We start from the raw sequence: 22104 nt of genomic DNA, 5'->3' as shown, positions 1-22104 counted from the left end.
GGGCCGCGAATCCTGGTCCGACTGGTGCTCGAAGCCCATCCGGAACGCCCGTTCCCTGCCCTCCGGGAAACAGCTTTTGGTCGTGTTGCTGACTCCATCCTCTGAAGAAATGGAGTCTCCGGTGCACCCGGGATGATTCACTTGACAAAGAGGGCAAAAGTCAATGACATTGACCCTCAGTCTGTTATCTGTTAGTAATAATGCAGACACACCGTAAACAGGGCCAAGGGAGACAGGACGATGAACAAAGCAGCAACAGAGATTAAGTACAGTGGAGTGCACCACCTCGCGCTGGTATCTCGGGATATGGAAAAAACCGTAGATTTCTACACCAACGTACTGAATATGAAGTACATAAAAGGCTTCGATCTTGGGGGAAACAGTTCAGGCCAGCATTTTTTCTTCGACATGGGAGGTGGAAATCTTCTTGCGTTTTTCTGGTTCAAAGGTGCGCCGAAAGCGGCCCCGGGTATCGCCTCCGCTCATGGACTCGCGGGGGAGAGTGGCGACATTACATCGGCCCACGGCTCCATGAACCACGTGGCCTTCCACTGCGCGGTCGACGACATAGAAGCGTACCGAGACACCCTGGTCGCCAAGGGCGTGCACTGCACTGAAATAGTCAATCATTCCGACGTGGTTACCGAGCCAGGCATCGATCGTCACAGTAAAACTCCTGACGACAAAACCTGGATACGATCGTTCTACTTTTTCGACCCGGACGGCATAATGCTGGAATTCTGCTGCAACGTACGCGCCGGCTCGGATTACTGTGAACTGCCGGTGAACGCTGAGGGTATCAAGGCCAACGGCAAGTCAATCTGAACAAACGACACTGGATAGGGATTCCGGTAGCGGCCAGGTGCTTCAGCGGCTGCTGCCGGACCTTCCTGGCCTGGCTTGACCATCGCGAGAAACCAGATAGTCGGACTGGTAATCCGCACGACAGACGAAAAATACCTGAGCGAATCTGATGTAGAAGAGTTGCTCGAAATGAACTCGTCAAACCCTTCCATCAACGCCCCTCAGATATGGTTTCGAGAAGAGAGCTGGACCGCCCGACTCCTTGTATGCTTAGCAGGCTAAGTATCTAACACCATCACCTGGATGCGACGAATGCAGATATGCCGAATCGACGAGGCCTGGAGGTCAGCATGCTGAATCTGCGTGCTGTAGGTGTATCAAAGAATCGTGATTCTGAACACTGTCTGCTTTGTGGTTTTCCAGCTCCCCTGCGAACAGGCGGAAATTGATTCGGCATGGGTAACCGGTTCTCTGCACAGGGTCGTTCAATCGGAGAGCGCTGGAGTCTGCTGCCCGGTTTTTGCCCCAACCGGAGCGACAGAGAAAGACACGGTGCGACAGATCAGGGTGCGGACGCCCACGTCGATAGTAGATAACCCTTTGGTTTTTAGGGGTTGTGCTTTGATATTTAAGGGAAATCGGCTCTTCATCGTTAATGGGGGACACCGGTGTTCATTAAACTGATTTTGCGAAGATCGTTTAATGGAGATACTACCGATGTCCCACGCAGGAGTCATATTAGGCATATCTGACCTTGAGATCGAGAAGGTTGATCGGGACCAGGGCATCAAGGTCTATGCCCGGCCTACCAGACGCCCCTCGTGCATTCATTGCGAGCACGAGGGGGTGAGGATCAAGGCGACCCGTCAACGAACCCTCAAGCACACGCGTCAGGGTAACCAGGTGATGACCTTGCACCTGAAGTCGCCCAAGTACCACTGCCCACAGTGCGGGCGCTATTTCTGCCACCGGTTCAAGGGCGTTCGGCCGCGCTTCAGAGCGTCGGAAGCGTTTCGGCTCGAGGTGTTCGAAGCGCATGATGGCGGCGTCACTCAGCGCAAGATCACGCGCACCCACGGCATCAGTGCGGCAACCGTCGAGCGCTGGTATCAGAGCCATTGTCGGCAACGGTGCTCTGAGATGTCGAACCGCCCCTGTCCACGGGTATTGGGTATCGATGAACACTTCTTCACCCGCCGACGAGGGTATGCAACAAGCTTTGTGGATCTGAAGAACCACAAAGTCTTCGACGTGGCACTCGGACGCTCTGAACCGAGCTTAAGACGCTATCTGAGGCGTTTACCGGGCCGGGATCAGGTAAAGGTCATCGTCATGGATCTGTCCGAGACCTACCGCAGCATTGCCCGCCGGTACTTCCCCCAGGCCACGATCGTCGCCGATCGCTTCCATGTAATCCGGCTGGTAAACCAGCACTTTCTCAAGGTCTGGCAACAACAGGATCCCGAGGGTCGAAGCAACCGCGGATTACTGAGTCTGATGCGTCGGCACGAGTGGTATCTGTCCGATGAGCAGCGCGACAACCTCAGAAGCTATCTCGGAGAATGGCCCGTGCTCAAGGCGCTGTACGATGCCAAGCAGCGGCTGAACCGCCTCCTGCTGCTGAAAGCACTGAACGCCAGGAAAGCCAGAAGCACGTTGCCCGAGTTCCTTACGCTGATTGAGCAGCTCCACGTCAGTCCGCTCCACCGGCTCGCAAAAACACTCACCTCATGGCTTGCACCCATCGTCGCCATGTGGCGATTCACGCGCAGCAACGGCATCACCGAGGGCTTCCACACCAAGATGGAAATGATGTCGAGAAGAGCCTACGGGTTCAGAAACTTTGAGAACTACCGGCTGCGGGTCTTAACCCACTGCGGCTGGGATGGCATCATCAACCGGGTTTAGTGAACAACGGCCCATCCCCCATTAATCGGGTAGAGCCGGGAAATCTGGTAGGCACGACCGGATTCGAACCGGTGACCTCTACCATGTCAAGGTAGCGCTCTAACCAACTGAGCTACGCGCCTGCATGTGCCTGCTTCGAGGGGCGCCAATGTAGCCGAAGATGGGGATCAGGTCGAGGGTCCGGCACCTGGGATGTCGATTTCCAGCCGCGCTGCCACGCTTACCAGTGCATCCGCGGGTTTGATGTCCCGCTGCCGGCACCAGTCCATGCCTTCCGACTTCGACAGCACGAGCCCCTGTTCAAGATAGGCCAGGGTGCGGCAGGCATTGGCGAGCCGGTAGTCCCTGAGTTCGTCCGGCCGATTGGCTGCCCACAGAAAATCCGTCCGGATCGCGGCGAGAAAGTCCGCTGCGGGCACTTCGGGCAGGTTTGAGGGCGGCCAGCTGCCGAGCAGATCCACGCCCCGGTGTCGGGCCACAGTGAGATGCATTGCCAGGTCCGGGTCCGCATCCTGATGCGGCGTGACGCGGGTCTGCGCGAAATCCTGCCGATGGGATTCGCCGTAATGAAGGAGATGCGGACAGGGGTGCCGCCAGGGATGGAGATTATCCTCGAGCAGCAGGCTCAGCTCGAGGGGGTGGGGCGCGCCGGAGACTTCAGGCAACAGGCGACCGAGCTGCGCATACTGGGTATCGAGGGGGCGACTTGACACGATCACCAGCACATCCAGATCGCTGCGCTGGGGGTCGAAACCCGCCATGGCGAGCGAGCCGTGCAGGAGCACGGCCTGCAACCGATCCTGAAGAATCTTCTGCAGCCCCTCTGTGAGCCGGTCGAGTTGAGCGCGGGCCTCGGGAAAAGCCTCGATCCACCCAGCCATGATTGCGCTGCCGCCGCGATTGCCGCTTTGGGAATGTTATTCTGCCACGGCACCGACAGCGGAGAGACCTCATGTCCGAAATCAAATTTTCCAAAGAAGAAACCGAGATCGTCGTGCGCAAGATCCAGCTCTACTTCCGGGAAGAACTGGATCAGGAGATCGGCCGTTTTGATGCGGAGTTTCTCCTGGATTTCTTTGCGGAGGAGGTGGGCGCCTATTTCTACAATCGCGGTCTGGTGGATGCCCAGGTGGTGATCGAATCCCGTCTTGAGGGTATCCGCGACGCGCTCTACGAAATCGAAAAACCCACCGAGTTCACGAAATAACCGGCCATGACTGGCCCGACCGCACCTGCGGATTTCGCTGCGAAGCCGTTACTGCTGCGCCCGACACCTTCGATCGAAGTGGCCAGCCACAGGCTGTCGCACCCTCGATCCGAGGATCTCCTGCTCGACACTTACGCCAGCACCTCGGACCCTTCAGCTGCAGCACCCGCCGTGCTGCGGGTCACCGGCGAACCGGACCGCGATCGCAGGCATCCTGTCTTTTTACCGCGGGCAGCTGGCCGGCGAGCACATTTAGTTCGCTCTCACCCCGGTCAAGGGATACCCAGGAGTCTTCCGGGGTCGTAGACTCGCGGTTCGTACTTGGAGTCGTTATGCGCCGATCGGATGCCTTCAGGGGCCTCTATCATCGCTCCCGGGAGCGGGTCTTCTGTCAGGAGTGGGAATGGTTTGTGGAGACCCGGGAAGGCCGCCGGGGGCCCTTCCTCAATCGTAACGCCGCCCATCAGGAACTGCTGTTTTACGTCGAGACCATGGCCTTCCTCGAAGCGCATAAGGCCCGACTGCCCGCCAACATCCTCCTCACCGAAGTCGATCTGGTCAACATGGATCGTCCCGCGGGCTGGACGGATACCAACCTCAGTGAAGTGCCCGTGCGGCCCCTGCACCCCGGCCGGAGTAACCGCCGGCGCTGATAAGGTGCCGCTCCTCTCACACCATGAAACACGCCGCCCATACCTGGCACCACGGACTGGTAGCGCGCTGGTGGGCTGAGTTCAATCGCGACGGCGACGACATCGAGTTTTTTCGCCAGGCCATTCTGCGCTCCGGAGAGCCTGCCCTCGACGCCGGTTGTGGGACCGGGCGTCTGCTGCTGCCCTTCCTGCGTGCTGGAATGGATGTGGAAGGCGCCGATGCTGCGGCCGATATGCTGCACTGGTGTCGTGTTCTCGCAGAGCGGGAGGGCCTTGCGGTCACGCTTCACGAACAGCCGATGCACGCGCTGGAGCTGCCCAGACGTTACCAGACAGTCATCGTCTGTGGTGCCTTCGGTCTGGGTGGTACCCGGGAGGACGATCTCGAAGGTCTGCGGCGCATCCGCGGTCACCTGCTGCCCGGTGGCAGACTGTTTCTCGATCATCATCTGCCGAATTTCGATCGCAGGGGCTGGGCGGCCTGGGCCGAGCAGACCGAATTTCCGCGACCCTGGTCGAAACGCGGCGATCATCGTAAAACACCGGAAGGTTTCGAGATGGCGTTGCGGATGCGCCAGCTCGAACTTGACCCCCTGGAACAGACCACTCTGCTGGAGATCCGCGCTGCCCGTTTGGAAAACGGCGTGGAGGTCGAAGCCGAAACACACACCATCAGGATCGTGCTCTACCTGAAGAATGAAGTGGAGCTGATGTTGAAAATGGCGGGATTCGCTTCGGTGAAGGTCACCGGCGGGCTCGAGGATCGCCCGGCCGAACCCTGGCGCGATGAGCGCATCCTGTTTGAAGCGAGTACCTGACCGCCCGGGACCGGTTCCGGTTGCCGCACGCACCCGGCACTCCGCCCCGACCTGCGCAGACTCAGCTCTTTTTGATCTCGGCCGCCACCCGCTTCTGTTCGATGAACTCCGCGCGCAGGCGGTCGATCTGCGCCTGGCCGAGCCGTTCGATGTTCATGAAATCCTGTTTCCAGTCGTCGTCGTCGGACCAGCGCTGGGGCGAGACCAGGGTCGTGCGCGGGGGCGTCGCAGATTCGAACAGCGCCAGCGCCAGTGCCAGGGTTTCCCTTTGTGAGGCAGTATCAGCGGGTTTACCAGCCGAATTTCCCAGGGGAAAATCGCTCCACAGAAAGCGGGGCACACCGGCAGATTCCACGATGTCCCGGGCGCAGCCCATGATCACTGTGGGAATACCCTGAGATTCGAGATGGCGGGCGATCAGACTGACCGACTGATGGCAGACCGGTCAGCTCGGTACCAGCAGCGCGATATCTGCGTCCAGGGCGATACAGGCGGCGAGGGCGTCCGGTGCGTCTTTCTCCAGGGTGACCCGCTGGCTGCGATTGGTCGGCACACCGATCAACGAGTCCGCCAGTGCGCCGAGCCTCTCTTCCGCGACTGCGGCCTCGAGTGCCGCCACGGGCAGCCAGCTGTTCGGATCTTCGGCGGTGCTGTGCTTGCGATCGTAGCCGAGGTGCGAAATGCGCAGATCGGGCGCCGGTGACTTCGGCACGGTATACACCTGAAAGAACTTGGCGGCGGCGTTGTAGGCGGCACCGGGACCCTGATCACCGAGTTCAGGCTTGTTGGGTGCTGCGGTGGTGATCAGCGCCAGCCGGGCGTCTCTGACCGCACCTCTGAACGGCGTGAACGGGACGGTCTCGTTGTGCGCCCAGTGATAAGGGGGATAACCGAGGGTGCCGTAGTAGTTGCGGGTTCGTTCGATATAGGGAATCACCGATGCTGTCTCCGCCTGATGAGTCGCCATGGTGTGGCGGTTTCCCCGCTGTGGCAAGTCCCCGCCCGCTCCCGTCTGCTAATGCACTCAGAAAACAGGCTGCTAGACTTCATCGCTCACACTGTTGCACGGAGACGAGGGAGAACGGACATGAGCGAGGTATCACGACGCAGTTTCATCACACATACGGCACTGCTCGGCGGCGGTCTCGCCGCCGGTTTCATGGCGCCCGGCGCGCAGGCCGCCGTCACACAGGCTGCGGCCGGTGCTGCGGCGGCGGCGAAAGCAGATCCGCTGCTCGCCTTCCGCAGTGGCCTGGAGCTGGCCGAACTCATCCGCTCGAAAGCGCTCAGCTCGGCAGAGCTGACCCGTTACTTCATCGCGCGGATCGAGCGTTTCGATGGCCGGCTCAACGCGATCGTGGTGAGGACCTTCGAAGCGGCGCTCGAAAGCGCACGTGCAGCAGATGCGGCGCTGGCGAAGGGCCAGATGCTGGGCGCGCTGCACGGTCTGCCGATGACCATCAAGGAGTCCTTCAATCTCAAAGGCACCGCCACCACCTGGGGCCTGCCCGATCTCGCAAACAACATCGCCACCACGGATTCCGCCATGGTTACCCGCTACCGGAAAGCGGGCGCACACTTCATGGGCAAAACCAATGTGCCCCTGATGCTCGGCGATTTCCAGAGTTACAACGACGTCTACGGCACCACCAGTAATCCCTGGAACACCGAGCGCACCCCGGGGGGGTCTTCCGGGGGCAGCGCTGCGGCACTGGCCGCCGGTCTCACCGGCTTGGACAGTGGTTCGGATATCGGTGGATCGATACGCAACCCGGCACACTACTGCGGCGTGTACGGCCACAAGCCGACCTGGGGTGTGGTGCCGCCGCAGGGTCACTCGACCCCGGGCGTTCTGAGCACGCCGGACCTGGCGGTGATGGGACCGATGGCGCGCAGCGCGGCCGATCTGGCAGCCGCGATGGACATCGTGGCAGGACCCGATGTGATGAACGCGTCGGGCTGGCGGCTCGATCTGCCGCCGCCGCGCATGAAGTCACTGGGCGAACTGCGGGTGGCGCTGTGGTCGGATCACGCAATCGCGCCGGTAGATCGGGAAATTGCGGATCGGGTGCAGCAGGTGGGTGAGGTGCTGACGCGACGTGGTGCCAGGGTATCGGATAGCGCTCGCCCGGAATTCGCCGGCGGACAATCCCACGAGCTGTATCTGAAACTGCTGCTCGCCGTCATCGGACAGGCCCCCGGGGACAACATCGATCACCAGCAGTGGATGGGCCTGGACAATGCCCGTACCGGACTGCGCCTTGGCTGGCAGGCCTTCTTCAGAGACTGGGATATCCTGGTGTGTCCGATCATGTCCACCACCGCCCCGCCCCACGACCATTCACCCCAGGCGGCGAGGATGATCGAGGTCAATGGTGAACCGGTGCCCTACATGAATCAGGTGTTCTGGGCGGGCCACGCCACCCTGTCCTATTTGCCGAGCACCGTTTTCCCGACCGGTCTGTCCAGTGGCGGTCTGCCGCTCGGCCTGCAGGCCATTGGTCCGGAGTTCGGGGATCGGACCACTATCGAATTTGCCCGGCTGATGGCGGATGAACTGGGCGGGTTTGTGCCGCCGCCCGGCTACGGAGACTGAGCGATCGGCGCAAGGGATGTCCGCCCGTGGCAGCACCCCGACTTACCGTAGTCACAAGCTACCGGCAGTGTTCGGTCATCCACTGGACGATGCGCCGTGTGAATTCCACACGGTTCCAGGAGAAGCTGTGGTCTGCATCCAGCACCAGGTGCTCGAAGGGTGCCGCACCGGCCGCGCGTGCTGCTTCGGCCAGGGCCAGGTTGATTTCCAGTGGCACCGCTTCATCCTGGTCTGCGGAGACGATGAGCAGAGCACGATCTTTGAAAGCGGCCATGCGCGCATTCAGCGTGTAGCGCTTCAGATCTTTGGCGGTGTCTGCGATGAGCGAACCATAGCCGTAGTTCTTCAGGCCGGGCATGGGGGCCGCGTACTGGGGTGCACTCAGATCCGGCCTGCCGGCGAGCAGCGGGCCGATTGAGGCACCCAGATCGGCGGGCGCCAGCGCCACGGTGCAGATCATGTCCCGATGTTCGATGCCCGTGGCCAGCGCGCCGAATCCGCCGAGGCTGTGACCGGCCAGGGATATCCGCGCGGGATCGATGCGGAACTCCGGGTCTGCGGATTTTTCCTGAAGGAATCTCAGCGCTGTGACGATGTCGTCCAGCACCCCGGGGAGACTGTAGTCACCGTCACTGCCCCAGGCGCCTCGATAGTGGAAGAACAGCACGTTGAATCCGGCCCGGCGCAATGCCTGGGCCAGGTCCAGGTTTTTCTCGTTGCCCGGAAAGCCGTGCAGCAGCAGCACCGTGGGATGAGGCCCCGGACCGTTGGCCGTATACAGCAGCGCGTTCATCTGTGCACCCTGGCTGAAGATCTGGGGGGCGATCAGCCCCGGGGGTGCTTCACGATCAGTTTCCGGGTTGTCCTGAGTGACTGGATCCAGTGACCTGGTACCTGACCCGGCATTTACGCCGACACTGGCGTTTACCTCGGTACTTACCTCGGCGGGGGCATTCGCCGCTGTGATCAACGCGGAACAGATCAGTGCGACAGCGATCAGCGCGAGTACGGGCTGCGATCTGGAGTGGATGGTCATGCAGGGCTCCCGGTAAATACTGCAGGGTCTGCCCGGCTGACTGCCCGGGCCTGAACGTATGAGCAGGGATGGTACTGCAGAAGTCGATCCACCACCCATACACCGATCCTGAGATCCGGATACTTCGGTTGAACAACCGTGCGGATCTCTGCAAGCTTGGTGCTGGACTGCAGCGAGCGCTACGGAAGTGCCACCAGACTGGCCGTTACCGTTCGCTCGGTATCAGACACCGGGAGAGGACACCAGCATGCACCGTATCTTAGTTACAGCTCTAATTATTACTTTCGCTTTCACCCCCCAGGCTCAGGCACACGATCTGCTGGAGCTCGATGAACTGGTCAGCGCCTTCGGCTGGGATTTTGAGTCCACGGAAATACGTGCCGAGAAAATCGCAGACGGCTTCTACGTGCTTTTCGGTGTTGGCGGCAACATCGCGCTGAGTCTCGGCGCCAACGGCACCCTGATCGTGGACGATCAGTTCCCGCAACTGATGCCGAAGATCGAAGCGGCAATCGCCGGACTGGGCGGTAAGGGTGTGGATTTTGCAGTTAACACCCACTGGCACTTCGATCATGCCGAAGGCAACCTGGCGCTGGGACCGAAGGGCACCTGGCTGGTATCCCAGGCGAATTCGCGAGCGATGATGGCGGATGAACACATCGTCGATCTGGTGGCCATGCAGTACAAGCAGCAGGCCTATCCCGAGTCCGCCAAGCCGGTGATCACTTACGACGATCGCATGCAGTTTCATTTCAACGGTGAGCAGATCGACCTGCTGCACTTCGGCCCGGCGCATACCACGGGTGACACCGCGGTGATCTTCCGCGGCAGAAATGCCGTGCACCTGGGCGATGTATTCAACAATGCCGGCTATCCCTTCATCGACGCGGGTAATGGCGGCACCATCGACGGGGTCATCCGCTTCTGCGAGGCAGTGCTCGAGGAAATCGATACCGATACGGTAGTCATTCCGGGCCATGGTCCGGTCACCGATCACCAGAGACTGGTGGACTATGTGAAGATGCTGACCACCGTGCGCGATCGCATTGCCGAACTGATGAGCGGCGGCGCCGATCTTGCTGCGGTCTATACGGCGAAACCCACGGCAGAGTTTGACGAGACTTACGGTGATCCAACCGGACTGATCAACCGGGCTTTCCTGAGTCTTTCCCGGTGATCCGCCTCACTTTCCTGCTCCGCCGCAAGGCAGAGCTCAGTCCCGAGGCGTTCTCCCGCTACTGGCTGGAAGAACACGGTCCGCTGGTTGCGAGTCATGCGCGGCATCTCAACATCCTGCGTTACGTCCAGGTGCACACCCTGGATGATCCGATGAATGCGGCGATGGCCAGGGCCCGGGGCGGTATGGAAGCCCCCTACGACGGCGTCGCCGAGCTCTGGTTCGAAAACCGGGAAGCGATCGTTACAGCATTCGAAACAGCAGCTGGTCAGGGGGCGGCTGCGGCTCTGCTCGAAGACGAAGCCCGTTTCATCGATCTGCCGAATTCACCGCTGTGGCTGGCCCACGAGTATCCCCAGGTGAACCCGACGCCGGAAAATCTGGTTGCCCGGGAACGGGACACGGTAGTGAAATTCTACTACCCCTTGCGCTGCTATACGCATCACAAAGAAGCGGACGCGCAGCGTGACTGGCACACCAACCACGGTCCGCTGATCCGTCGCCAGGCTGCAGGCTCAGGCATTCTGCGTTATGTGCAGGTGCATAGAACCCCGGATGAACTGGAAGGCCAGTTGCGCGAGGCACGCGGGGTGGCCGTGGAGGGTTACATGGGTCACGCGGAGCTGTGGTTTGATCGCAGCGCACTGCAGATCGCCACGCCTGAGCGTCAGCTCGCCGGCCAGCGCGCCATTGAGGATGAGCGTCGCTTCATAGACTTCCAGCGGTCCTGTCTCTGGTTGAGCAAGGAGCACGTGCTCGTCGATCGGCGCTGATACGGGGATTCTCCTTCGCAAAGCGCGACTCCACGGGGTCGAAAACAAGCCGTCGGACAAAAGGTTTTTCTGATAAAAGCTTGCATTAGGGTATTCCCGGGCGTAACTATTGTCAGCGGGGAGATGTTCGCGGGACATGCACCGGACGTTTACAGCGCCGTTGTCTCTGTATGCCAGCGCGGTTTCCGATCTAAAAATCCGACAGGTATACAAACATGAAGAAACTAATTGCAGCTGCGCTGCTGTTGTCGAGCTCAGCCATCGCACCGATCGTGCATTCTGAAGACGGGGTCCTCGAATTCTGGAAATGCGCACTGAAGGAAGGTAAGACTGCAGCGGACGCGAAAGCGGTCAACGCGAAGTGGCTGAAGCTTCAGAATGGCGCCAACCCGGGGGCCAATATCCGCAGCTGGGGGCTGACTTCCGTGGTTGGAGAGACCGGGAGCTTCGGCTATATGGATGCTTTTCCGTCTCTCGAAGCCTGGGCGAAGTCGAGAGCGACGATCGCAACACCGGCAGGGGCGGCGATTGAAGCCGAGTTGAACGCCGTCGCCGATTGCTCGATGAACAGGCTGTTCGAGGCGACCGAACACTAGCAGCCGGTTACAGGCCGCTGGTTCGTCGCCTTCGATCCGGTCCGCGGAGAAGGCGAGGCATTGCTGCCTGATCAGGCGCCACAGCTAGATATCCGGGCCGGGGCGCCGCTGCGCGGCGTTCTGCTCCTGCTGCTCGTGGCTGGCGAGCGCAGCCCTGGCCATCTTCGTCGTAGCGCCGCGGGCTTTGCCGATCTTCATCATGCTGTCCTGCAGAACCGCGCGCATGAAGTTCACCCCGGCGCCCTGCTGCACTATCTGCACGGCGAGAAAGCGACCCCCCTCCACATACTGCATATTGCCGTGACGGATGGTCGTCCCGTCATTGTTGATGCTCAGCACATTTGCCGGCAGGGTCTCGTCGATGACCGGGAAAAGATGGTAGCGGGTGCTGTGGTTGTTGTTGGTGTTCAATGCGGCACCGCCGAGCCGGCGCAGATGCTGCTCTGTCAATGACTGCCCGTCCAGTTGCCAGACCATCTGTGTGGTTTTGGAACTGCGATCGGAGAAATCCGCGGGGCCGTACTTACCGACCAGCGCCTCGACCAGCGTGTCGAATCCGGGATAGGTGCTGGTGTCCACATAGCGTACTTCGCGCAGGATGGATTCAACCCGATGCTCGTTGGGCGGGCCGGTGAATACCGCGCTGATCAGCTGTCGTGGATCGCTGGGCTGATAGCCTTTGGCCCGTGGATCCCAGAACGCCTGAACTTCCGCAACGTAGGCGCCAACCTTGAACGGCTGCTTGTAGCTGTCACGGATGACAATCTCGCTGGTGTGCTCCATCAGGTTGAGTTCAGCATTGTGCGCACGGATGGCCGCGACCAGCTCCGCCTGGGTCATTCCGAGTTCCAGCCCGACGATGTCGGGACCAGCCTCCTGTGCAATCGCGCTGAGACAGGCTGAACTCAGGACAACTGCGAGGATCGAGAGTTGTTTCATTCTTTGCATGGGTCCTCCTTGTGTTGTGTACGACATCTGCCGGTATGCTGTTGACCACATTGGCAGGTCAGCTCTCGCCTCGCCGTATGGGTTTCAGTTACCCGCGCTCCCCGGGAGTTCAGGGGCGTGCTGGAACTGCTGATTCCCGTGAAAAAGATCGTGCTGGTGCATCACCACCATGTTGAACTCCGCGGCAACCGCCGGTGTTGACGACTCCCGCCGGGAAACCTGAAGTGTGTCGTGCCTGAGCGAACCGCGAACCTCCCATACGGGAGGTATCTGCTCAGTGAAAGGTGGTGATGGGAAGTTCGGCTTTCACCGTCAGCAGCAGCCGCAGCAGCTCACTCTGGCGATGAGTATCGGTCTTGGCGAACAGTTGCTTCAGGTACCAGCGGGAAGTCTCGTAGCTCAGGCCTGCACCGGCACCGGCATCCCGGAGGCTGAATCCCTGCAGCAGACCGCGGGCGAGTTCCTGCTCCACCGGGGTCAGTGCGAATCGTTCAACCAGCAGGTGCAGCCGCTCGTCGAAGGCCAGCTCCGGGCAGTTGATGATCAGCAGCGTACCGGTGTCCGGCTCCAGGCTGCCGGTATCCACCGCTGTCATAGTGATCGGCATCGCGACATCGGGTGGCACGAGTGCGGCACTGGCGGCGGTACCCGGCCCTCGCCGGGTAAGCAGGCGGTTGACGCATGACTGTGCACGAGGGGTTTGGGCCAACAGGCGACCATCACACAGTGCCAGACCCGATGCTTCCTCGAGCAGACGGCCGGTGAACTGATTCATCGCCAGCACTTCTCCGCCGGCTGACAGCAGCAGCACACCGAAATCCAGCTGATCCAGAGCACGCAATGACAGACTGGCGATGCTGCGGACCAGCCGGTAACGCTCTGCGATGTCCAGCATCACTCGAAACTGCTGGCAGACCTCTTCGAAGCGGGCGATCTCACGCGGACTGTAGGCGCCTGTTGCGAAATCCCGGTACAGGGTCAGCTTCACATAACCATAGGCATCCCGGTCCACCACCATCCCCATCGAGTGGTGATAGCCCTGGGGCTGGATCCAGTCCTGAAAGTAGCCGGATCTGCGCAGCACGTTGCGATCTCCGGTGAGCTTCTGCAGCACCTGCTCCGTGCGGATCTCGCCCGGGTGCCAGAACTGGCTGGCCTCCACCCAGGGATTGTCGCTGTGACTGTAGTGCTGTTTGTAGCCCTCGATGAATTGATCATCGATGCCCAGAACGGCGGTTTCCCTGAAGGATTTTGCATCCGTGCTCTGACCATAGAGGGCGACGGCTGGCGAATTGAATGCAGTGCTGACGTTTCTGGCGACTTCATGCCAGGAGCGGCCATCCAGCGTGGCATCACGCATGCTCTCGAGCAGCCGGCTCCAGATGACAGATTCCATCGGCACCCCGCGGGCAGACAGCTTTCAAGTGTAGGGATGGTGTCCGGCATTGCAAGGCTGGCGTCGTGATCGGTACGCCGCATCGTGCCTGCGTCGTTCAGCTTCTGACCTGAGCTGCTGTGAGCAGGGCGTTCGACTGACGCATCACAAAGAAGGTCTCCGGATCTTCGATATGACGCTGATCGATCAGGTTCTGCTTGATGGTGACCGATGCACCGGCGGGAAAACCGGCGATACGCTCCGCCAGTTCGCGACACCGTGCGAGTACCTGATCGTCCGGCACAGACTCCGCTGCCAGTCCCAGTCGCACCAGTTCGTCGCCTTTGATCCGATCCGCGTAGAAGGCGAGGCGGGCAGCGACGAGTTCGGTGGTCTTGATCCGCAACCAGGCGGCGTTCATCGGAATGGGTGAACCCTGGTGCAGTTCGCCGATCTGCAGGAAGGCACTGGTCCCCGCCACCAGCACATCGCAGGCCAGGGCGAGTGCGGCACCGGCGTTGATGCCGAAGCCCTCGAACGCGCCGATGATCGGCTTCGGAAAGTGATAGAAGGCCAGGTGCATGCGCCGGAACTCCGCCCCCTGGGTGTCCCGCCAGGGTGGCGGCGGATCTGCCTGCAGTGCTTTGAGATCCACCCCGGCGCAGAAATAGCCTTCTGCGCCGCGCAGGATCACGGCAGCAATTTCGGGATCTGCGGCAAGCCTGGTCAGCGCGTCGGTAATCGCGCTGGCCAGGGGTGCGATCAGCGAATTGCGTCGCTCGGGTCGGTTGAGCACGATCTCCGCCCAGCCGCTGTGGGTTTCGACAATGACGGGTTGTTCGTCTGACATGTTCTGATCCTTTTCTATGCTGATGCGTTTCTGCTGATGCGCTGTTTGAGTGGATGCCCGGGTCGAATATCAGAGTGCCTGCAGCGAAGGCAGCACCGCGCGGTTGAAAAGCTCGTCGCTGAGATCCAGGTGCAGCATGTCCACGCCGATTGCCTGGAACTCCCTGATCCGGGCCAGGATCGTATCCGGTGCGCCAATCAGCCGGGAAGCAAAGCCTTCATTAGTATCGAGTACAGACAGCGGATCGCCATCCTCGGCCCACATGCCTTCCGCGCCGCTCACCCTTTCTTTGCGCCGGGCAACCAGCCCGGGGTCGACCCGGGCCAGTCTTGAGTCGATTTCCGCCCAGGCCTCGGAGTCTGACTCTCGGCACAAAGGTGCCGCATAGAGGGCGAATGAAAGCCTGCGGTCGTGGCGTTCGGCGGCTTGTCGCGCGCGGATGATGATCTGTTCGGTCTTCTCCAGAGAGCCGCCGTTGAGAAACATGGTGTCGCTGTGTTTTCCGGCCAGTGCCATGGCTGCCGGTGACTGCCCGCCCTGGAAGATTTCCAGAGCGGAGACGGGTTTCGGTTCGAGTACCAGATCTCTGGTCCGATAGTATCTGCCATCGAAGTCGGTCGGTGTGCCGCGCCAGGCGGCCTTCAGCACGGTGAGGAACTCATCCGAACGCGCATAGCGCTCGTCGTGGCTGAGGGCGTCGACCCCGTACATCGAGAACTCGTCCAGATTCCATCCGGATGTCAGATTGATCGCCCAGCGACCGGGATTGAGCCGATCCAGGGTCGCTCCCCATTTGGCGATCTGGGCGGGGGAAAAAAAGCCAGGATGAATGGCGGTGATCAGTTTCAGACATTTGCTGCGCGCGGCTATATGCGCTGTCATGGCGAGACAGTCGAGGGAAGAACCTTCGATGTCTGAACCGCTGCCCCACCAGCGCTGGGCGATGAGCAGGTGGCTGATGCCGAGGGACTCCACCCGCGCGACGTAAACATCGACGATCTGGTTCAACCGCTCACCGGTCGGGAAGGCGTCTGTGGAGCGGTCACGGACACCGCCCACCACCTGGGTACCCTGAAACACGGTTGGCGCCCAGGTGCAGGTTCTCACCGCCGCTCCTAGAAAAAGCTGAACTGCTTGGGGTCGATGTCCGCGCAGCCTTCGGGGCCAAAGTCCCGGTACTCGGCTTCGTCGAGGTCGCCCATACCGAAAGAGGTCACATACAGCCGGCAGCGTTCCAGGTTGTCGCTGATGCTGGTGTCTGCGGCGAGCATGGTCTTCAGGCCAGGCAGCGTGACTTCGTCTTCGGTCATGCGGATGCCTTTGTCTTCAAGGGTATCGAGGATGATCGAACGCTTGCCGTCGGTACCCCAGGACAGCCAGGGCACTTCCCTGCCGTCGCGTCCGCGGCCTGGATCGCCGCTGATCGCGAACTGGGTCCAGTAAGACATCATGCTCGCAGACAGGGCCTCTTTGCCGGGACTGTCCTGATACAGGTAGTTGAGCCCCAGTCCGCCTGCGAAATCGCCGAACACGAAGGGAATTTCCAGGGCATGGGCGGCGCCAAGCGCCTTGCTTAAGTCGTAGCCCATGATGGAGCCTTCTTCATCCCAGTCGAAGCGGTAGGTGTACACGTTCTGATTGCCTGCTGCGGTCATGTAGCGGGCCAGGCTGTCGACGCCCCGTTCCTTCCAGGCCAGCGCGCCGTACTTCACATTGCGCAGGTAGACGTCTTCGTTTTTCAGCCTGGGAAACACCCACAGGAAATTTTCCACGTATTGCGGGCTGCGGGAGATAAACAGCGCCGGTTCGTCCCGATTCGTACCCAGAATCACCGGTACCATATTGTGGTTGTCCCGGTTCGAGAAGATCTCTGCCGTGGTCATGGCCGGCAGCACATGACCGTCGCCGAAGTTGTCCGGCACGTTGATCATGCCGAAACCGCCGCCTTCGAAGAGGTCGAAGATGGCTTCCACCGGCTTGTTGTACAGGTAATCACGGATGGCGGCCGAACCCATGTCGCCCTGATAGGTGCGGGCTGCGGCGAGGTCGGAAACCGTGCCATCGGCGATCAGCAGCTTGTTCACCAGCTCACGGGCGCTGTTCACGTGGCCGCCTTCTGTTGCGTAGTTGCGGGCCTGTTCGATTGGTGTGGGTGAGAAACCGCCGCTCTGGACGATCGCGCGATGGAAAAGCCCTTTCGCCAGGGGCGAGGCCATCATGGCGAGGGTGTCGAATGCGCCGGCGGATTCACCAAACACCGTGACGTTGCCCGGGTTGCCACCGAAAGCCCTGATGTTGTCCCGTGTCCATTCCAGCGCGCGGATTGCATCGAGGGTGCCGTAGTTGCCGGAATCGTCTTCCGGATTGCCGCGCTCCAGATCCGGATGGGAAAACCAGCCCATGGGTCCGAGCCGGTAGTTGATGGTCACCACCACCACATCCTGTCGAGTCGCCAGTGCGGCACCGTTGTACGAACCGCCGTCACCGATGGTGTTGCCACCGCCGTGGATCCAGAACATGACCGGCAGGTTCACCGCGTTGGCCGGCGACCAGACGTTCAGATAGAGACAGTCTTCGCTGCCCGCGATTTTGCTGTCTGGTTCTCCAGCATCACCGCTCAACTGGGATTTCATCTGGGGGCACAGATTGCCCGCCGCGAGGGTCTCCCGGGTGCCTTCCCAGGAAAGTGGTGGTTGCGGTGAGCGCCAGCGCAGGCTGCCCGCGGGTGGCTCCGCGTAGGGGATACCCATCCAGGCCCGGGCACCGAACTGATCGATAAAACCCACCACATCGCCCGCCTGGGTAGAGCGCAGGGTCACCGGATCCGCGCTGGGTGGCGGGGCTGGCGGTTCCTCTCCTGTGGACAGGAGGAAATAGCCGATTACGGCAATGGATATCAGAATCAGCACAACGGCTGCTTTTCTCATGGTGTTCTCTGGTGTCTCTCCGGAGCCACATTGTAGACATGCCGAGGCCCTGTGCGACAATGCCGGGTGCTGAACCGGGGAAAAGGGGACCAATCATGTCACAGCAGGATCTGGTGATCCGTGGCGGCACCGTCATCGACGGCACCGGCGGACCCGCTCAACAGGCGGACCTGGCCATCCGCGACGGCGTCATCACTGAAGTGGGCAGGGTGTCCGGTAAAGGCAGGCGGGAACTGGACGCTGCCGGTGCGCTGGTCACCCCGGGTTTCGTCGACATCCACACCCATTACGACGGACAGGCGACCTGGTCCAATCGGCTCGCGCCTTCGAGTCATCACGGGGTCACCACGGTGGTGATGGGCAATTGTGGTGTGGGCTTTGCCCCCGTGCGCGCTACCGATCACGAGCTTCTCGTAGAACTCATGGAAGGGGTGGAAGATATTCCCGGTGCCGTGCTCCATGAAGGTGTGCCCTGGTCCTGGGAGTCCTTTCCCCAGTACATGGACTTTCTGAGTCAGCGTCGCTTCGACATGGACATTGGCGCCCAGCTGCCACACGGTGCATTGCGCGTCTATGTGATGGGTCAGCGCGGAGCGGATCGTGAACCGGCAACCGCCGACGACATCGCCGGGATGCGCCGCCTGACTGCAGAAGCCATGCGTGCGGGCGCAATCGGCTTTTCCTCCTCCCGGACACTCAATCACCGCAGCAGCAAGGGTGCACCCACACCTTCTCTGACAGCCGAGCTCGATGAACTCACCGGCATTGCCTCAGGATTACGCGACGCCGGTCGCGGGGTGATGGAAATGATCTCGGATTTCGCCGATCTGGATGGGGAGTTTTCCCTGCTGGAGGCGATGGCGAAAGCCAGCGGACGACCCATGTCCATCTCCCTCGCCCAGGGATTGAGTCCGAATGGCTGGCGCAGGATTCTCGACCGTATCACCGCGGCCAACGCCAGCGGACTGGAAATGCGCGGCCAGGTTGCGCCGCGTCCGATCGGCATCATTCTGGGGCTGAGCAGCAGTCTCAACCCCTTCACCAGCCGCGCTTCCTATATGGCGGTAGCACAGCTGCCCCTGGCGGAACGCATCAAGGCACTGAGCGATCCCGCGCGCCGTGCTCAGATCCTGAGCGAAACTCCGAGCCCTGGTTTCGCTAATCTGTTCAGGATGATGAGCGACGGCAACAAACTCTGGGTGCTGGGTGATCCGCCCAACTACGAGCCCGATCCGGCAGACAGTATTGCCGCGCGCGCGGCGCGCGAGCGGCGCGATCCCTGGGATCTCGCCTACGACCTGCTGCTGGAAAATGGCGGCAGGCAGATTCTCTACACGCCCTTCGCGAACTATGCAGACAACAATCTGGACTGCTGCCGCGACATGCTGCTCGACGCACACACGGTGCCTGGTCTTGGAGATGGCGGGGCGCACGTGGGCATCATCTGCGATGCCAGTTTCGTGACTACCCTGCTCACCCACTGGGGCCGGGATCGGACCCGGGGCGAGGGCATCGATCTGACCACTCTGGTGAAGCGTCAGTCCCATGACACTGCCCGGGCGGTAGGTCTGACCGATCGCGGCCTGCTGGTGCCGGGTAAGAAGGCGGATGTGAATCTGATCGACTTCGAAAGACTCAACGCCCACGCACCGCGGATCGTGCACGACCTGCCGACGGGTGGCGCGCGCCTCGAACAGGGCGCCGACGGCTATCTGGCAACCATTGTCAGTGGTGAGATCACTTATCAGAACGCGGAAGCCACCGATGCACTGCCAGGTCGCCTGCTGCGGTGAGCGAGCGGTGATGTCTGGCTGCGGCAAAGCCACCGCGCGCTCGGCATGAACCGCAGCGGTCCGCTGGCTCATATCCGGGTACTGGATCTCACCCATGCCCGGGCGGGTCCCGCCGCGGTGCGTCTGCTGGCGGACTGGGGTGCGGACGTCATCCGCATTGAACGCCCCGCCGACGGCGGCGCTGCCATTACCGGCGCGCGACGCGGGCCCGACGAACAGAACCTGCACCGCAACAAACGCAGCCTGTCCCTGGACCTCAAGCATCCGGACGGACTCGCCGTGTTCCTCGAACTGGCGGCCGGCAGTGATGTGATCGTCGAGAACTTCAAATCCCAGGTGAAGCATCGCCTCGGGGTGGACTACGACGCGGTCCGCAAGGTCAATCCCGCCATCATCTATGCGAGCATTTCCGGCTTCGGTCAGGATGGCCCCTATGGCGATCGCGCCGGTGTCGATCAGATCGTGCAGGGCCTGAGCGGACTCATGTCGGTGACCGGTGAGCCCGGCCGCGGACCCTGGCGGGTGGGCATCGCCATATCCGATACCACTGCCGGGATGTTTCTCGGTCAGGGCATACTGCTCGCGCTGCTGCACCGGGAGCGCACGGGGGAAGGGCAGTGGGTACACACCTCGCTGCTCGAAGCCATGATGAACAAGCTCGATTTTCAGGGCGCCCGCTACACCATGAGTGGCGAAATACCGGACCAGCAGGGCAACGATCACCCCTACCAGGTACCCATGGGCACGTTCGAATCGAAGGACGGACTGGTGAACATCGCCGCCCCCAGTGGCAGATTGTGGCAGCGTTTCTGCGAAGCCCTGGGTGCGCATCACCTGCTCGCACATGCCGACTATCAGTCCGGCCGGGATCGTGCGCAACACAAGGATCAGCTCAAGGCCGACATGAATGCGGTACTGGCTGAGTTCACGACCGCTGAACTGGTCGAGATACTCAATGCCGCCGGTGTGCCCTGCGGGCCCATCAACGACATCGGCCAGGCCTATGAAGATCCCCAGGTGCGCCATCTGGGTATGGCCATGCCCGCCGTGCATCCTGCCCTCGGCGAGATCCACCTGCTGCGCTCCCCAATCAATCTTTCTCAGTTCCCACACCCGGCAGCCTTTGCTCGTGCCGCTCCGGATCCGGGCATGGATTCCGCTGACGTGCTCGCCGATTTCGGCATCGAGCCGGCGCGCATTGCCCGCCTGCGCGAGCAGGGTGTGATCTGACCCATCGTGAGTAGACGTTCATGACCCAGGCGCTTACCCCGGCGCAGCGGATCGGCTATGGCGCAGGCGATCTCGGTATCAATCTGTACTTCATCACCACGATGACGTTCCTGCTGTATTTCTACACGGACGTGTTCGGACTGTCCCCGGCGGTGGCCGGTGGTGTGTTTCTGGTGGCCCGAATCGTGGATGCGGTCACCGATCCGCTGATGGGCATGATTGCCGAACGTACCCGCAGCCGCTGGGGCCGGTTACGGCCCTATCTGCTGTTCGGCGCGGTGCCCATGGGCATCATTGCCATTCTCACCTTCACCGTGCCCGATCTCAGCGACAGCGGCAAAATCTGGTGGGCCTACGTGACCTATGTCGGCTTCGGCATCGCCTATACCGTGGTGGGGATACCTTACTCGGCGCTCACGGCGTCGCTCACCCGCGATCACCACGAACGCACCCTGCTGTCGACCATCCGCATGGCGTTTGCGTTTGCCGGTGCCTATGTGGTGTCGGTGGGCATGATGCCGCTGGTCGGCCGGTTCGAAACACCCGCGCAGGGTTTTCAGATCACCATGGTGCTGTTTGCACTGATTGCCACGCTGCTGCTCTGCACGACCTTTGTCAGCACCGAAGAGCGTGTGCGGCCCCCGGTCGATCAGCGCCTGTCGGTTGCCGACAGTCTGAAAGCCGTATTCCTCAATCCGCCCCTGATGGTGCTGATGGTGCTGTTCACCGGCGGCATGCTGTCCTTCACCATCCGTCAGACGGTGACGGTGTATTTCTTCAAGTACAACCTGGGCCGGGAAGATCTGATACCGCTGTTCTTCGGTGTCACCCTGCCGGTCATGTTTGTCGGTCTGCTGGCAGTGCCTGCCCTTGCGCGCCGTGTCGGTAAAGCGGGCGGTATTGTCGTCGGGGCACTTGTTACCATCGCCGGCTCCATCGGCATGTTTGTGACTCCTTATGATCAGGTGCCGCTGATATTTTTCTGGGCCTGTGTGATGGCCCTCGGTGGCACGCCGATCGCTGTGCTCGGCTGGGCGATGATTCCGGACACGGTGGAATATGCCCAGTGGCGATCGGGACTGCGGGCGGACGGTGCGATTTTTTCCTTCGCGAGCTTTTTTCAGAAGCTCGCCAAAGCGCTGGGCGGGGCGGGGGTGGCGGGCGTGATGGCTCTCGCTGGTTACGTGGCCAATGTCGAGCAGTCCGGGACTTCCCTGTCCGCCATTCACCTGATGATGACCCTGGCACCCGGGGCCATCATGCTGGTGATGATCCTGGCGGCGGGGTTTTATCGGCTCGATGCGAAGACTCACGCGCAGATCGTGGCGGACCTCGAAGCGCGCGCTTAGCTGCCGAGAGATGCCCGGGGTCGCGGGTCCTCGCCCACGCTCTGATCAACCCTGTCCGAACCCC

At 61.2% G+C, this 22104-nt stretch carries 21 protein-coding genes and 1 tRNA gene; 12 read left to right on the top strand and 10 right to left on the bottom strand.

The window, feature by feature from the left end; genetic code table 11:
* Nucleotides 1-240 precede the first annotated feature (240 nt).
* On the top strand, nt 241-825 hold the full coding sequence (locus R3E82_08765; protein MEZ5550963.1) for a VOC family protein: 585 nt from the start codon (nt 241-243) through the stop codon (nt 823-825).
* Nucleotides 826-1521: 696 nt separating this feature from the next.
* Nucleotides 1522-2712, top strand: a complete 1191-nt coding sequence (locus tag R3E82_08760; GenBank protein ID MEZ5550962.1) for an ISL3 family transposase — start codon at nt 1522-1524, stop codon at nt 2710-2712.
* A 45-nt stretch (nt 2713-2757) separates the two neighbouring features.
* On the opposite strand, the gene R3E82_08755 is transcribed toward R3E82_08760, so the two are convergent.
* Nucleotides 2758-2834 (bottom strand) — tRNA-Val (locus tag R3E82_08755).
* A 45-nt stretch (nt 2835-2879) separates the two neighbouring features.
* Nucleotides 2880-3593, bottom strand: coding sequence for a DUF4111 domain-containing protein (locus R3E82_08750; protein ID MEZ5550961.1), 714 nt, complete (start codon nt 3591-3593; stop codon nt 2880-2882).
* 71 nt (nt 3594-3664) lie between these two features.
* On the opposite strand from R3E82_08750, the gene R3E82_08745 reads away from it, so the two are divergent.
* The 3 genes from R3E82_08745 (at nt 3665) to R3E82_08735 (ending at nt 5390) form a co-directional block, all read left to right on the top strand.
* Nucleotides 3665-3919 carry a DUF2164 domain-containing protein gene (locus R3E82_08745; protein ID MEZ5550960.1) on the top strand — a complete coding sequence of 85 codons (255 nt, stop codon included), beginning with the start codon at nt 3665-3667 and terminating at the stop codon, nt 3917-3919.
* 332 nt (nt 3920-4251) lie between these two features.
* Nucleotides 4252-4572: a DUF6316 family protein gene (locus tag R3E82_08740; GenBank protein ID MEZ5550959.1), complete on the top strand. Its 321-nt coding sequence runs from the start codon at nt 4252-4254 to the stop codon at nt 4570-4572.
* A gap of 23 nt (nt 4573-4595) precedes the next feature.
* A complete protein-coding gene (locus R3E82_08735) occupies nt 4596-5390 on the top strand; it encodes a class I SAM-dependent methyltransferase (GenBank protein ID MEZ5550958.1) in 795 nt (264 codons plus the stop codon).
* A 61-nt stretch (nt 5391-5451) separates the two neighbouring features.
* Here R3E82_08735 and R3E82_08730 read toward each other — a convergent pair whose 3' ends face one another.
* On the bottom strand, nt 5452-5772 hold the full coding sequence (locus R3E82_08730; protein MEZ5550957.1) for a hypothetical protein: 321 nt from the start codon (nt 5770-5772) through the stop codon (nt 5452-5454).
* 63 nt (nt 5773-5835) lie between these two features.
* Complete coding sequence (locus R3E82_08725; GenBank protein MEZ5550956.1) at nt 5836-6357, bottom strand: hypothetical protein; 522 nt, start codon at nt 6355-6357, stop codon at nt 5836-5838.
* Nucleotides 6358-6477: 120 nt separating this feature from the next.
* On the opposite strand from R3E82_08725, the gene R3E82_08720 reads away from it, so the two are divergent.
* Nucleotides 6478-7986, top strand: coding sequence for an amidase family protein (locus tag R3E82_08720; protein ID MEZ5550955.1), 1509 nt, complete (start codon nt 6478-6480; stop codon nt 7984-7986).
* Between the two features lie 58 nt (nt 7987-8044).
* Here R3E82_08720 and R3E82_08715 read toward each other — a convergent pair whose 3' ends face one another.
* Nucleotides 8045-9022: an alpha/beta fold hydrolase gene (locus tag R3E82_08715; protein MEZ5550954.1), complete on the bottom strand. Its 978-nt coding sequence runs from the start codon at nt 9020-9022 to the stop codon at nt 8045-8047.
* Nucleotides 9023-9269: 247 nt separating this feature from the next.
* Between R3E82_08715 and R3E82_08710 the strand changes: the two genes are divergently transcribed.
* The 3 genes from R3E82_08710 (at nt 9270) to R3E82_08700 (ending at nt 11568) form a co-directional block, all read left to right on the top strand.
* Nucleotides 9270-10199, top strand: a complete 930-nt coding sequence (locus tag R3E82_08710) for an MBL fold metallo-hydrolase (GenBank protein ID MEZ5550953.1) — start codon at nt 9270-9272, stop codon at nt 10197-10199.
* Complete coding sequence (locus R3E82_08705) at nt 10196-10972, top strand: EthD family reductase (GenBank protein ID MEZ5550952.1); 777 nt, start codon at nt 10196-10198, stop codon at nt 10970-10972. Before R3E82_08710 ends, R3E82_08705 begins: the two co-directional genes overlap by 4 nt.
* Nucleotides 10973-11187: 215 nt before the next feature.
* The gene (locus R3E82_08700) at nt 11188-11568 is read left to right on the top strand and encodes a hypothetical protein (protein MEZ5550951.1); all 381 of its coding nucleotides are present in this window, start codon (nt 11188-11190) and stop codon (nt 11566-11568) included.
* Between the two features lie 84 nt (nt 11569-11652).
* Here the strand turns inward: R3E82_08700 and R3E82_08695 are convergent, their stop codons facing one another.
* The 5 genes from R3E82_08695 to R3E82_08675 form a co-directional block, all read right to left on the bottom strand.
* A complete protein-coding gene (locus R3E82_08695) occupies nt 11653-12516 on the bottom strand; it encodes a hypothetical protein (protein ID MEZ5550950.1) in 864 nt (287 codons plus the stop codon).
* Between the two features lie 274 nt (nt 12517-12790).
* Nucleotides 12791-13912 carry a hypothetical protein gene (locus R3E82_08690; GenBank protein MEZ5550949.1) on the bottom strand — a complete coding sequence of 374 codons (1122 nt, stop codon included), beginning with the start codon at nt 13910-13912 and terminating at the stop codon, nt 12791-12793.
* A 97-nt stretch (nt 13913-14009) separates the two neighbouring features.
* Nucleotides 14010-14741 (bottom strand): enoyl-CoA hydratase/isomerase family protein, encoded by a 732-nt coding sequence (locus R3E82_08685; GenBank protein ID MEZ5550948.1) that lies wholly within the window; start codon nt 14739-14741, stop codon nt 14010-14012.
* 69 nt (nt 14742-14810) lie between these two features.
* Entirely contained in the window at nt 14811-15848 is a 1038-nt protein-coding gene (locus tag R3E82_08680; GenBank protein MEZ5550947.1) for an LLM class flavin-dependent oxidoreductase, read from the bottom strand.
* 8 nt (nt 15849-15856) lie between these two features.
* Nucleotides 15857-17668: a carboxylesterase family protein gene (locus tag R3E82_08675; GenBank protein MEZ5550946.1), complete on the bottom strand. Its 1812-nt coding sequence runs from the start codon at nt 17666-17668 to the stop codon at nt 15857-15859.
* A gap of 95 nt (nt 17669-17763) precedes the next feature.
* Here R3E82_08675 and R3E82_08670 point away from each other — a divergent pair, with 95 nt between their 5' ends.
* From R3E82_08670 to R3E82_08660, 3 genes are read left to right on the top strand one after another with little or no spacing between them, the layout of a single operon-like run.
* Entirely contained in the window at nt 17764-19461 is a 1698-nt protein-coding gene (locus R3E82_08670) for an amidohydrolase family protein (GenBank protein MEZ5550945.1), read from the top strand.
* A gap of 45 nt (nt 19462-19506) precedes the next feature.
* Complete coding sequence (locus R3E82_08665) at nt 19507-20691, top strand: CaiB/BaiF CoA-transferase family protein (GenBank protein MEZ5550944.1); 1185 nt, start codon at nt 19507-19509, stop codon at nt 20689-20691.
* A 20-nt stretch (nt 20692-20711) separates the two neighbouring features.
* The gene (locus tag R3E82_08660; protein ID MEZ5550943.1) at nt 20712-22040 is read left to right on the top strand and encodes an MFS transporter; all 1329 of its coding nucleotides are present in this window, start codon (nt 20712-20714) and stop codon (nt 22038-22040) included.
* Nucleotides 22041-22104 lie beyond the last annotated feature (64 nt).

The sequence above is a fragment of the Pseudomonadales bacterium genome, assembly GCA_041395945.1.
Taxonomy (GTDB): domain Bacteria; phylum Pseudomonadota; class Gammaproteobacteria; order Pseudomonadales; family Azotimanducaceae; genus SZUA-309.
Note: the sequence above shows the minus strand (reverse complement) of the source record. Positions and strands in the feature narration are given on the sequence as shown.

Excerpts from the sequence above, each read along its gene's own strand:
- R3E82_08765 (MEZ5550963.1), top strand. The coding sequence starts at position 241 with ATGAACAAAGCAGCAACAGAGATTAAGTACAGTGGAGTGCACCACCTC.
- R3E82_08760 (MEZ5550962.1), top strand. The coding sequence starts at position 1,522 with ATGTCCCACGCAGGAGTCATATTAGGCATATCTGACCTTGAGATCGAG.
- R3E82_08750 (MEZ5550961.1), bottom strand. The coding sequence starts at position 3,593 with ATGGCTGGGTGGATCGAGGCTTTTCCCGAGGCCCGCGCTCAACTCGAC.
- R3E82_08745 (MEZ5550960.1), top strand. The coding sequence starts at position 3,665 with ATGTCCGAAATCAAATTTTCCAAAGAAGAAACCGAGATCGTCGTGCGC.
- R3E82_08740 (MEZ5550959.1), top strand. The coding sequence starts at position 4,252 with ATGCGCCGATCGGATGCCTTCAGGGGCCTCTATCATCGCTCCCGGGAG.
- R3E82_08735 (MEZ5550958.1), top strand. The coding sequence starts at position 4,596 with ATGAAACACGCCGCCCATACCTGGCACCACGGACTGGTAGCGCGCTGG.
- R3E82_08725 (MEZ5550956.1), bottom strand. The coding sequence starts at position 6,357 with ATGGCGACTCATCAGGCGGAGACAGCATCGGTGATTCCCTATATCGAA.
- R3E82_08720 (MEZ5550955.1), top strand. The coding sequence starts at position 6,478 with ATGAGCGAGGTATCACGACGCAGTTTCATCACACATACGGCACTGCTC.
- R3E82_08715 (MEZ5550954.1), bottom strand. The coding sequence starts at position 9,022 with ATGACCATCCACTCCAGATCGCAGCCCGTACTCGCGCTGATCGCTGTC.
- R3E82_08710 (MEZ5550953.1), top strand. The coding sequence starts at position 9,270 with ATGCACCGTATCTTAGTTACAGCTCTAATTATTACTTTCGCTTTCACC.
- R3E82_08700 (MEZ5550951.1), top strand. The coding sequence starts at position 11,188 with ATGAAGAAACTAATTGCAGCTGCGCTGCTGTTGTCGAGCTCAGCCATC.
- R3E82_08695 (MEZ5550950.1), bottom strand. The coding sequence starts at position 12,516 with ATGCAAAGAATGAAACAACTCTCGATCCTCGCAGTTGTCCTGAGTTCA.
- R3E82_08690 (MEZ5550949.1), bottom strand. The coding sequence starts at position 13,912 with ATGGAATCTGTCATCTGGAGCCGGCTGCTCGAGAGCATGCGTGATGCC.
- R3E82_08685 (MEZ5550948.1), bottom strand. The coding sequence starts at position 14,741 with ATGTCAGACGAACAACCCGTCATTGTCGAAACCCACAGCGGCTGGGCG.
- R3E82_08675 (MEZ5550946.1), bottom strand. The coding sequence starts at position 17,668 with ATGAGAAAAGCAGCCGTTGTGCTGATTCTGATATCCATTGCCGTAATC.
- R3E82_08670 (MEZ5550945.1), top strand. The coding sequence starts at position 17,764 with ATGTCACAGCAGGATCTGGTGATCCGTGGCGGCACCGTCATCGACGGC.
- R3E82_08665 (MEZ5550944.1), top strand. The coding sequence starts at position 19,507 with ATGAACCGCAGCGGTCCGCTGGCTCATATCCGGGTACTGGATCTCACC.
- R3E82_08660 (MEZ5550943.1), top strand. The coding sequence starts at position 20,712 with ATGACCCAGGCGCTTACCCCGGCGCAGCGGATCGGCTATGGCGCAGGC.